The 10,767-nt window shown below is 73.2% G+C and carries 10 protein-coding genes; 1 reads left to right on the plus strand and 9 read right to left on the minus strand.

Features of this window, described 5'->3' with window-relative positions; all coding sequences use genetic code 11:
* The first annotated feature begins 21 nt into the window (after positions 1 to 21).
* Positions 22 to 1,299 (plus strand): PucR family transcriptional regulator, encoded by a 1,278-nt coding sequence (locus OGL89_RS06145; RefSeq protein WP_263119025.1) that lies wholly within the window; start codon positions 22 to 24, stop codon positions 1,297 to 1,299.
* 5 nt (positions 1,300 to 1,304) lie between these two features.
* On the opposite strand, the gene OGL89_RS06150 is transcribed toward OGL89_RS06145, so the two are convergent.
* Genes OGL89_RS06150 through OGL89_RS06190 form a run of 9 tightly spaced genes read right to left on the minus strand, consistent with a single transcriptional unit; the run spans position 1,305 to position 10,745 of the window.
* Positions 1,305 to 2,249: an LLM class flavin-dependent oxidoreductase gene (locus OGL89_RS06150; RefSeq protein WP_263119026.1), complete on the minus strand. Its 945-nt coding sequence runs from the start codon at positions 2,247 to 2,249 to the stop codon at positions 1,305 to 1,307.
* Positions 2,246 to 3,496 carry a pyridoxal-phosphate dependent enzyme gene (locus tag OGL89_RS06155; protein ID WP_263119027.1) on the minus strand — a complete coding sequence of 417 codons (1,251 nt, stop codon included), beginning with the start codon at positions 3,494 to 3,496 and terminating at the stop codon, positions 2,246 to 2,248. Before OGL89_RS06155 ends, OGL89_RS06150 begins: the two co-directional genes overlap by 4 nt.
* Positions 3,493 to 4,674 carry a Xaa-Pro peptidase family protein gene (locus tag OGL89_RS06160; RefSeq protein ID WP_263119028.1) on the minus strand — a complete coding sequence of 394 codons (1,182 nt, stop codon included), beginning with the start codon at positions 4,672 to 4,674 and terminating at the stop codon, positions 3,493 to 3,495. The genes OGL89_RS06155 and OGL89_RS06160 overlap by 4 nt, the downstream gene beginning before the upstream one ends.
* On the minus strand, positions 4,671 to 5,687 hold the full coding sequence (locus OGL89_RS06165) for an LLM class flavin-dependent oxidoreductase (protein WP_263119029.1): 1,017 nt from the start codon (positions 5,685 to 5,687) through the stop codon (positions 4,671 to 4,673). Before OGL89_RS06165 ends, OGL89_RS06160 begins: the two co-directional genes overlap by 4 nt.
* Complete coding sequence (locus OGL89_RS06170; protein WP_263119030.1) at positions 5,684 to 6,484, minus strand: ATP-binding cassette domain-containing protein; 801 nt, start codon at positions 6,482 to 6,484, stop codon at positions 5,684 to 5,686. Before OGL89_RS06170 ends, OGL89_RS06165 begins: the two co-directional genes overlap by 4 nt.
* On the minus strand, positions 6,471 to 7,265 hold the full coding sequence (locus tag OGL89_RS06175; protein ID WP_263119031.1) for an ABC transporter ATP-binding protein: 795 nt from the start codon (positions 7,263 to 7,265) through the stop codon (positions 6,471 to 6,473). The genes OGL89_RS06170 and OGL89_RS06175 overlap by 14 nt, the downstream gene beginning before the upstream one ends.
* The gene (locus OGL89_RS06180; protein ID WP_263119032.1) at positions 7,262 to 8,086 is read right to left on the minus strand and encodes an ABC transporter permease; all 825 of its coding nucleotides are present in this window, start codon (positions 8,084 to 8,086) and stop codon (positions 7,262 to 7,264) included. Before OGL89_RS06180 ends, OGL89_RS06175 begins: the two co-directional genes overlap by 4 nt.
* Entirely contained in the window at positions 8,083 to 9,102 is a 1,020-nt protein-coding gene (locus tag OGL89_RS06185; RefSeq protein ID WP_263119033.1) for an ABC transporter permease, read from the minus strand. The genes OGL89_RS06180 and OGL89_RS06185 overlap by 4 nt, the downstream gene beginning before the upstream one ends.
* Before the next feature lie 5 nt (positions 9,103 to 9,107).
* Positions 9,108 to 10,745 carry an ABC transporter substrate-binding protein gene (locus OGL89_RS06190; protein ID WP_263119034.1) on the minus strand — a complete coding sequence of 546 codons (1,638 nt, stop codon included), beginning with the start codon at positions 10,743 to 10,745 and terminating at the stop codon, positions 9,108 to 9,110.
* Positions 10,746 to 10,767 lie beyond the last annotated feature (22 nt).

The following is a 10,767-nucleotide window of genomic DNA, read 5'->3' on the forward strand; positions in this document are numbered from 1 at the left end:
ACCGCACGAGGGAGCCGAACCATGCGCACACCACCGGAGGTGCTGCGCGTCGCGCGGTCGATGGTGACGGACTTCGCATCGATCATCGGGGAGATCACCGATCGGGTCTGGCGGCTGGTGCCGGCCTACCCGCAGGTGGTGGTGGACCGCACCGATCTGACCGCCCAGGTCAGCGACTCGATCCTCAATGTGCTGGTCTGCCTGATCGAGGAGCGCGCGCCGTCGGCCGGGGAACTGGAGTCGGCCGCGACCAACGGCGAACGCCGGGCGTTGCAGGGCGTGGCCCATGCCGCGATCGTCCAGTCCTACCGGAACGCCGAACGCTCGCTGGTGGACACCTTCCTGGACCGGTGCGCCCGGATGCAGGTCGGTGCGGCGGCGGCCCGTGCCGGACAGCGGGCGATCATCGCGGTGCTGGACCAGCTGGAAGGCGCGATGCTGGCGGCCTACCAGCGGATGCAGCACCGGATCGCGACCCGCACGGTGCTGACCGAGCCGGATCTGATGAACCGTCTGGTCAGCGGGGAACCGATCGAGTCCGCGGACCTGGCCGGCCTGGTGCGGTCGCTCGGTCTGGACCTGGACGAGGACACCCGGATGGTGGGCCTGGCACTCGCCCCGGTCGAGCCCGCGGAGGAGGGCCTGCACGACCCGCTGGCCGAACTGCGCCACCACGCGGTGGCCCATCTGCGCACCGAGACCGGCACCGCCCCGCTGTCCGGCGTGGTGCGCGAGGACAGCCACCCGCCGGTGGTGGTGCTGGCGGTGGCCTGGGACCGGGCGCCCGCCGACCTGGCCGCGGTGCTCACCGCCGGTCTCGGGCAACGCCGGATCGCGGTGGCCGCGGTCGGCGGGGTGGGCGAGCCGCGGCGCGGACTGGCCCGGGTGGGCGGGTCCTGCCGCCAGGCGATCGGCGCGGTGCGGGTCGGCGCGCTGCGGGGCGCGAGCCGGCAGATGCTGGCCTTCACCGAGGTGCTGCTGGAGGTCTGGGCGCTGCGCGACCCGCGGATGGTGGTGAACCTGCAGGACCGCTACCTGCGCCCGCTCGCCGGGCACGAGCACCTGGTCGACACCCTGCGGGCCCATCTCGCCACGGACCTGTCGGTGCCGGAGACCGCCCGCCGGCTGGTGGTGCACCCGAACACGGTCATCTACCGGCTGCGCCGGATCCACGAGCTGACCGACCTCGATCTGCACCGGGTGCGGGATGTCGCCCAGGCGATGCTGGCGGTGGGCGGTCTCGATCTGGGGATCAGCGCGGCCAGCCATGGGTCGGCGGCGGTGGAGGCCGGGGGGTAGCGGGGTCACAGCAGTCCGGCGCGGCGCGCGCAGGCCGCGGCGTCGTCCAGCACCCGGAGCGGATCGCCGACCCCGTCGTCCATCACGACCAGGGTGTCCAGCCCGGCGTCGGCGAAGGCGGACATCCCGGCCGCGATCCGCTCCGGGTCCCCGGCCAGGGTGACGGCGCGCACCAGGTCGTCGTCCACCAGGTCGGCGCCGTCCTGCCCGGCCAGCATCCGCGAGCGCAGCAGGTCGGCGTGCTCGGCGGGCACACCGGCCGTGGCGGTGATCGGGGACGCCCCGTGCATGCCGAGGAACCGCGCCGTCCGGGACCGGACCCGGTCGTAGGCGCGGGCGGGGTCGTCGTCGCAGCTGAACGCGGCATAGCCGGTCAGCGCCAGCCCCGCGCGGGGGTGGCGCTCCCGGATCCAGCGGACGTAGGCCGGGGTGGACAGCACGGAGAGCATCAGGCCGTCCGCGCGCTCCGCCCCCGCGGCGAGCGCCCGCTCCCCCTTCACCCCCCAGAACACCGGGGGATCGGGGCGCACCGGGGTGAACGACAGCCGTGCCGATCCGGCCGTGCGACCGGCCAGCAGCGCGCGCAGGTCGTCGCTGAACGCGGTCAGGGTGCTGATCGGCCGGTGGTACGGGATGCCCAGCTGGTCCTGCATCCACACCTTGTTGCTCGCGCCCAGGCCGATCACCAGGCGCCCGCCGCTGACCTCGTCCAGCGCGGCGCACTCCATCGCGGTCAGGGCCACGTGCCGGGTCCAGGGATTGATCACGCCCAGACCGACGGTGACCCGCTCGGTGGCGGCCGCGACCGCGCCGGCCACCGCGAACGCCCCGCGCTCCAGGTAGTCCTCGCTGAGCCAGACCTCCGCGAAGCCCGCCCTCTCGGCCCGCCGGGCGAGGTCCACCGCGGTCCGGGCATCCCGGCGGCCGGCCGGGGCGAACGCGATCCTCATCCGCGGACCGTGGCGGCGTCGAAGGCGGCCAGCGTCGGCTCGATCACCGGCACCGGGGCGAGCCGGGCGGCGGTGGCGCCGACGTCCTTGAGCCCGGTGGAGGTGCCCAGCAGCACCACGGTGTCCGACCGGGAGATCACGCCCCGCTCGATCAGGGTGGGCAGCACCGCGACCGTCATCACCGAGGACGCCTCCAGGTAGAGCCCCTCGGTGGCGGCCAGCCGGGCCTGGGCAGCCATCACCTGGTCGTCGGAGGCGGTGGCGGCGCCGCCGCCGGTGCGGTGCAGCACGTCCCAGCCCTGCCAGGTCGCCATCGACGAGCCGATCGAGAACGCCACCGTCGGACCGGCGGGCACCGTCGCCCCGGGGACGAACCCGTCGCGCAGCGCCTGCTCGTGCGGGCCGAACGGCTCGGCGGCCACCATCCGCGGCATGCGGTCGATCACCCCGAGCGCGAGCAGGTCGGCGAACCCGCGGGCCATCCCGGCCGCCCCGTCCCCGTAGGCCACCGGCGCGACCACCACGTCCGGGGCACGGCCGCCGAGCTGCTCGACCAGCTCGAAGGCGATGGTCTTGTAGCCGTCCACACCGAACGGGTTCGAGCCGGACGGCGGCGACAGGTAGCCGGAGACCGGCACCCAGCCGCGCTCGGTCACCCCGGCCCGCATCACGGTCCACCGGTCCGCAGGGTCGTCGAAGGCCACCACGTCGGCCCCGTACGACTGCATCAGGGTCTTCATGGTCTGCGGCACCGAGGCCACGGTGAGCACCACGCAGCGCAGTCCGGCGCGGGCGGCGTAGGCGGCGGTGGCGGCGCCGTGGTTCCCGGTGCTGGCCACCACCACGGTGTCCAGGCCCTGCTGCACCGCCTTGGTGACCGCGACCGCGGCCAGCCGGTCCTTGTAGGACCAGGTCGGATTGCGGGACTCGTCCTTCACCCGGAGATCGGCCAGCCCGAGCTCGGCCGCCAGCCGGGGGACCGGCACCAGGGGGGTGCCGCCCTCGCCGAGCGACACCAGCGGACCGTCCGGGTCCACCGGCAGCAGGTCGGCGTACCGGAACAGCCCGGGCCGGTCGGTGACCGGCAGAGCGGTCAGCCCGGTCAGGTCGTACACCGGGGAGGCGAAGGCGTGCACCCCGACCGCGGCGGCCTCCGCCGACGGCCGGTAGGCCGCCGACTCGGGCACCACGGCACCCGTCACCCCGCAGCGCAGCTCTCCGGTGTAGGTCGTGCCGGCGCCGGTCATGCGGGCACCTCCGTCAGACCGCGGGCCAGGGAGGTGAGCGGGCGCGCGCCGTCGGCGGTGACCACCAGTGCGTCCTCGATCATCATCCCGCCCCAGCCCAGCTCGTAGTACGGCGTCTCGAAGCAGAAGGTCATCCCCTCGGCCAGGGCCACGTCCTCCCCGGGGCGCACGATCGGCGCCTCGTAGACGTCCAGGCCGATCCCGTGCCCGACGTGATGGCGGCGGTAGGGCGCCGGGCCACCGGTGGCCTCGGTGGTGCGGATCGCCACGTCGAACAGCTCGGAGGCCAGCACGCCGGGCCGGGCCAGGGCGAGCTGAGCGTCCACGCCGGCCAGGATCGCGTCGTAGTACCCGCTCTGCCGGGGGGTGGGGGAGCCCACCACGGCGGTGCGGCCGATGTCCGACCAGTACCCGTCCACCAGACAGCCCACGTCGAAGCGCAGCAGGTCCCCGGGCGCGAGCGGGCGGTCGGTGGGCTCGGCGTCGGCCAGGGCGGAGCGGTCGCCCGCGGTGACCACCACGAACTTGGGCTGCCCGCCCCCGTCGACCATGGTGCGGGCCACCACCCGGGCCAGCTCACGCTCGGTCACCCCGGCGCGGGCGTGGGCGAGCGCGGCGACGATGCCGCCCTCGGCCAGGGCGGCCGCGCGGCCGAGCAGCTCCAGTTCCCCGGGCAGCTTGCGGGAGCGGACCCGGGTCAGCCACGCGGAGGCGGGGGCCCAGGAGACGCCGGGAAGTGCGCGGGCCAGCGCGGTGCGCAGCGGCTCCGGGCAGGCGGCCTCGTCCAGGCCGATCGTCGCGGCGGCGAGTCCGGCCCGGTGGACGGCAGCGACGATCGCCTCCGCCGCACCGGCGTGCTGCTCGACCAGACCGGTGGCCTCCGCCGCGCCGTCGGCCGACTCGAAGAAGAACCGGCCGAAGGCCAGGAAGTCCCCCTCCGGCAGACCGGCGTCGAAGGCGGGGGCGGCATCCGCGACCGGGCCGGACAACAGCAGCAGGCCACCGGTGACCAGCGCGGCGACCGCGTTGCTCCCGTGCACCGAGCCGGACATCGACCGGTATCCCGACGCGTAGTCGACATTCGCGGTGGACAGCGCCAGCACCGCGTCGAACGGCCCGTCGGCGAGCTGGGCCCGGAGCCGGGCGGTCCGGGCGGTGATCAGGTCGGCATGGCTCATCGGGTGGCTCCGTTCACCGGGGCGATCACGTTCTCGGCGAAGTCCGCCATCTGGTCGAGCGTCTCCTCGACGGTGTTGCAGGCGAACAACAGGGCGGAGAGCGTGGTCACCCCGGCCTCGGCGTAGGCGTGCACCTGATCCTGGATCTGCGCGGCGGAGCCGACCAGGTTCCGCGCCGCGAACCCGTCCTGCTGGTCCTTCAGCGTCGACGCCGACAGCGACAGCATGTGCTCGTGCAGCTGGGTGGACTCGAACCGGGCCATCGCGTCCGCGGTGGAGGAGCCCATCGCCACCGACAGCTGGGGCGCCACGTCGAAGTCCGGCGGCAGCTCCCGGCCGATCTCCGCGGCCTCCCGCCGGATGTCCGTCAGCCCGGCGGCCACCTCCGCCGGGCTGAGCACCGCGGGCAGCCAGCCGGTGCCGTACCGGGCCGCCCGCTTCCTCGATCCGACCGCGTTCCCGCCGGACAGGATCGGCAGCGGCGTCTGGCGCGGCTTCGGGAAGGACTCCACGTCCTCGAACCGGATGTACTCCCCGTCGAAGCTGGACCGCCGGTCGCGCAGCAGGGTCTCCAGGGCGGCCAGGAACTCCTCGGCCTGCTTGCCCCGGTGCAGGGTGTTGCCCGGCCACATCGCGTCCGTCTCCTCGCGGTACGCGCCGATCCCGACGCCGAGGATGAACCGCCCGCCGGAGAGCTGGTCCAGGGTGGCGGCCTGCTTGGCGGCGACCACCGGGTGCCGGAACGCCATCACCGTGATCGCGGTGGCCAGGCGCAGCGTGGTGGTGCTGGCCGCCACGTAGGACAGGTACAGATACGGGTCGTAGAACCGCGGCGGTGCGTCGAACTCCGCGCGGACGTAGCGCTGGGTGGTGACGTGGTCGTTGCCCCACACCGAGTCGAAGCCCAGCCGCTCGGCCTCGACCGCGATCCGCACCGCCTGCTCCGGGTCGGCGTAGGGCACCGGGTACATCAGTCCCTCGGTGCCCGTGGGCACACCCAATCCGAACTTCATCGTGTCTCCTCGTGACGGGGAAGGGCCCGGGCACGTCGCCGGGGGTCGGCCACCGGCACCGCGGCCAGCAGCGTGCGGGTGTAGTCGTCCTGCGGGTGGTCCAGCACCGCGGTGCGCGGACCGCGTTCGGCCACCTCGCCGTGGTGCATGACCACCACCTGGTCGGCGATCCGGCGGACCACCGAGATGTCGTGGGTGATGAACAGGTAGGCGGCCTGGGTCTCCTGTTGCAGCTCGCGCAGCAGGTCGACGACCCGGCCGCGGACCGACTGGTCCAGGCCGGAGGTCGGCTCGTCCAGCACCACCAGATCCGGCCGCGGGGCCAGCGCCCTGGCGATCGCCACCCGCTGCTGCTGACCGCCGGACAGCTCCGCGGGCAGCCGGCCGCGCATCGCGGTGGGCAGCCCAACCTGGTCCAGGAGCTCGTCCACCCGGCGGTCCGCGGCCGACCCGCGCAGCCCGGACAACCGCGCCAGGGGCTCGCGCAGGATCCGGTCCACCGGCCAGCGCGGGTCGAGCGACTGGAACGGGTGCTGGAAGACCATCTGCACCGAGCGACGGCGCTCGCGGTCCCAGGCGCCCAGCAGGTCGGCGCCGCCGAAGGTCGCCGTGCCGCCCGAGGCGCGGTGCAACCCCGCGACGATCCGGCCCAGCGTCGACTTGCCCGAGCCGGACTCGCCGACCAGCGCCACGGTGCTGGCGGAGTCGAGGTCGAGGTCGACGCCGCGCACGGCATGGACGGTCCGGCCCCGGCCGGTGAACGTCTTGCTGATCCCGCGCAGCTCAAGCAGCGCCATCGCCGACCTCCTCGCCGGCCGTGACCAGGTAGCGGGTGTACTCGTGTGCGGGGGACTCGAAGAGCTCGACGACGCCGGTGGTCTCCACCAGGTCGCCGCGGTACAGCACCGCCACCCGGTCGCAGACCTCCGCGACCACGCCCAGGTCGTGGGTGATGAACAGCACGCCGCAACCGGTCTCGTCCGCCAGTTCGGTGATCAGGGCCAGGATCTGCGCCTGCACCGTCACGTCCAGCGCGGTGGTCGGCTCGTCCGCGATCAGCAGCGCGGGACGGCAGCTGAGCGCCATCGCGATCATCACCCGCTGGCACATGCCACCGGACAGCTGGTGCGGATAGCAGCGGGCCACCTGCGCCGGGTCCGGGATGTGCACCCGGCCGAGCAGCCGCTCGGCCTCGGCGCGGGCGGACGCCTTCGAGGCGCCGGCCGTCCCCGGCTGGTGCAGTCGCACCATCCGCGCGATCTGCTCGCCGACCCGCATCAACGGGTTCAGCGAGTCCTTCGGGTTCTGGAAGATCATCGCGAACCGGTGCGTCACCGAGCGCCGGGCGGTGTCCGTGGCATCCGCCCCGCCGACCAGCACCCGGCCGCCGCTGAGCTCGATCCCGTCCGGCAGCACGCCCATCACGGCCAGCGAGGTCATCGACTTGCCCGAGCCGGACTCGCCGACCAGCCCGACGATCTCGCCCGGGGCGACGCTGAGGCTGACCTCGCGCAGCAGCTCCGCGCCGGTCGCCCGCACCCGGACCGACAGCCCCTCCAACTCCAATACGGCGGTCATCGGTCCCCTCCCAGGTCGTCGCCGACGAAGTGCAGCCCCATCACGGTCAGGGCGATCAGCAGGCCGGGGAAGAACGCCGTCCACCACTGGCCGGTGAGCATGTTCTGCGCGCCCTCGGCCACCATCACGCCCCATTCGGGGGTCGGTGCGTGGATGCCGATGCCCAGGTAGGCCAGCCCGGCCACGTTGAGGATGGAATAGCCGCAGACCAGGGTGAACTGCACCGCCGCCGGCCGCAGCGAGTTCGGCAGCACGTGCCCGAAGGCGATCCGCAGCCAGCCCGCGCCGGAGACCTTGGCGCCGTCGACGTACTCCAGCTCGCGCTGCGCCAGAGCCTCGGCCCGCACCAGCCGCACGAACGGCGGCACCGCGGCCACCGCCAGCGCGAGGGCGAGCTTGGGGGTGGACTCCCCGATCGCCAGCAGCAGGATCATCGCCAGCACGAAGCCGGGGAAGGCCATCAGCACGTCGGTGACCCGCATCAGCACGTCGTCCACCCGGCCACCCAGGTAGCCGCTGATCACCCCGACCGCCGACCCGATCACCAGGGCCAGCAGCGCGACGCTCACCCCGAGCATCAGGTCCAGCCGGATCGCGTGCACCGCCCGGGCGAACACGTCCCGGCCGTAGTAGTCGGTGCCGAACCAGTGCGCGCCGGACGGGGACTGCAACGCGTGCACCGGGTCGACCGCCAGCGGGTCGGCGACCAGGAACGGCCCGACCAGTCCGAGCACGATCAGCACCGCGAGCACGCCGGTCCCGGTCCACAGGAACGGCCGTCGGCGGCGCACCCGGGTGCGGACCGCCTCGACCGCGGTCATGCCCGTCCTCCCAACCGGATCCGGGGATCGATCAGGCCGTACGCCAGGTCGATCAACACATTGAGTCCGATGTAGACCACCCCGATCACGATCGCGTAGCCCTGCAGGATCTCCAGGTCGTTCGCCCGGACCGCGTCGTAGGCCAGCCGGCCCATCCCGGGCCAGCTGAACAGCTGCTCGACGATCACGTTCCCGCCGAGCAGGAAGCTGAACACCAGGCCGAGCGAGGTGAGGATCGGCAGCATCGCGTTGCGCATCCGGTCCCGCCAGAGCACCTCCCGGCCCGGCACCCCGAAGGCCAGCGCGGTGCGCACGTAGCCGGTGCCGGCGGTGGAGATCAGGGCGGAGCGGACCATCTTCACCACCGCGGCGCTGGCGCCGATGCCCAGGGTGAGCGCGGGCAGCGCCAGGTAGCGCAGCGCCTGTCCCGCGGTGCCCGGGTCGCCGGACAGCAGCGCGTCCAGCACGTACATCCCGGTGATCTCCGGTGGTGGCGCGACCCCCACCGGCAGCCGCCCGATCGGGCCGGGCAGCCAGCGCAGGGTGGAGAACAGGCCGAAGATCAGCAGCAGCCCGAGCCAGAACGGGGCCATCGACGACCCGAGCACCGCGTACACCCGGGCCACGCCGTCCGCGACCCGCCCGTGCCGCGCCGCGGCCAGCACGCCGAGCGGGATGCCGATCAGCAACGCCACCACCAGAGCGGCCAGCGCGAGCTCGATGGTGGCCGGGAACCGGGCGAACAACTCGGTCGAGACGTCGCGGCCGGTGGAGACCGCCTGCCCGAGATCGCCCTGCGCCAGCCGGGCCAGGTAGTCGCCGAGCTGGACCAGCAGCGGGTCGTCCAACCCGTACCGGTCGCGCAGCGCGGCGACGTCCTCGGCCGTGGCCTCCGGTCCGAGCCGGGCGGCGGCCGCGTCGCCGGGCAGGATGCGGGTGACCAGGAAGACCACCAGCACCAGCCCGACCACGGTCACGGCCGAGATGCCCAGCCGGCGCAGGACGTATCGGGTCATCGCGGTCAGCTCTTGGTGAGGTACTGCAGCCGCAGCTGCTCGGTGTTGTCCCGGGTCAGACCCGAGACGCCGTCCCGGACCACGAAGGTCCAGTTCGGGTTGTAGACCGGGATGAAGGGCATGTCGTCGTAGATCACCTGCTGGGCCTCGGCCGAGATCTCCGCCCGCTCCGCCTCGTCGGTGGTGGCCACGCCCGACTGCAGCAGCGCGTCCAGCTCCGGGTTGGCGTAGGAGGTGAAGTTGGTGCCCGCCGCCGATCCGGCCAGGTAGTACATCTGGTAGAACGGGTCGGCGCCCCAGCCGAGGAAGTTGTTCAGGTACATCGGCAGCGACCGTGCGTTGGTCTGTGCGGTGAAGTCCGCGTCGGTGAGCGGCTTGAGGTCGATGTCGACGCCGATCTCCTTGAGGTTCGCCTGCACCAGCACCGCTGCCGCCGCCTCGACCGCGTTCGACTGCTTGTAGTAGAGCGTCGAGCTGAACCCGTCGGACATCCCGGCCTGGTCGAGCAGGTCACGGGCGGCGTCCAGGTCCTCGGTGAAGTCGCCGGCCTGGTCGGAGTGGGTGTCCATCGACGCGGGGACGACCCCGGTGGCGGGGTTGGCGTAGCCGTAGAGCACCTGGTCGACCAGGGCGGAGTACGGGACCGCCTTCGCGACGGCCTGGCGGACCAGCGGATCGTCGAACGGGGCCTCGCTGGTGTTGAAGCCGAGGTACTCCAGCCGGTTGGAGTCCTCCGAGACGACGGTCAGACCGTCCTCGTCCTCCATCTGCGCGACCTGGTCCAGCGGGATGCCCTGGGCCAGATCGATCTCGCCGGACCGGAGCAGCAGCGCACGCTGGGACGGGTCGGAGACGAACTGGATGGTCACGCCGCCGTTCTTGATCTTGTCGGCGTCGTAGTAGTGCTCGTTCGGCTCCAGCACCAGGGACTGGGTCGGGTCGTAGGAGGCCACGGTGTACGGGCCGGAGGAGTTGGCGTTCTCCCGGAACCAGTCGCCCGCCCACGGGTCGTCGTCGGTGGCGTTCGCCTCGCCGGTGGCCTGGCTGAAGACGCCCAGCGGCTGCATCGCCTCCAGCTTGGCCAGCAGCGGGCTGGCGAAGCTGCTGGTCACCACGACCGTGCTGTCGTCGGGGGCCGTCACGGCGGAGGCGTCCGCCACGCCGGCGAACGGCAGCAGCGCCTTGACGTACCCCGGACCGAGCAGGCTGCGCTGGTAGGACCAGACCACGTCCTGGGCGGTCAGCGGAGTGCCGTCGGCGAACGCCAGACCGTCGCGCAGGTGGAAGGTGGTGGTCAGCCCGTCCTCGCTGGTCTCCCAGGACTCGGCGAGGGCGCCCTCGAACTCGGTGGTGCCGGTGCTGACCAGTCCGTCGGTGGTGTAGGTCTGCTCGATCAGCTGCTCGACAAGAGACCCGGTGGCCACCATGGCGGCGGGGGTGCGCCAGGCCTGGGCGTCCAGCAGGTCCACCGAACTGTCCAGGCTGATCACGAGCGAGGCGGTGCCGTCCGCGGTGGACGACCCGGTGCCGGTCGTGCCGGAGTCGTCGCCGCCGGCACAGGACGTCAGCGCCAGCGCGCCGACCAGCACGGCCGCGGACGCACCGAGCGTCCGCCGTCGCCGTCGCGGGGAAGTGGATCGCATCACGGGAGGGCTCCTCATGCGG

It is taken from the genome of Cellulomonas sp. RIT-PI-Y (assembly GCF_025642745.1).
Taxonomy (GTDB): domain Bacteria; phylum Actinomycetota; class Actinomycetes; order Actinomycetales; family Cellulomonadaceae; genus Cellulomonas.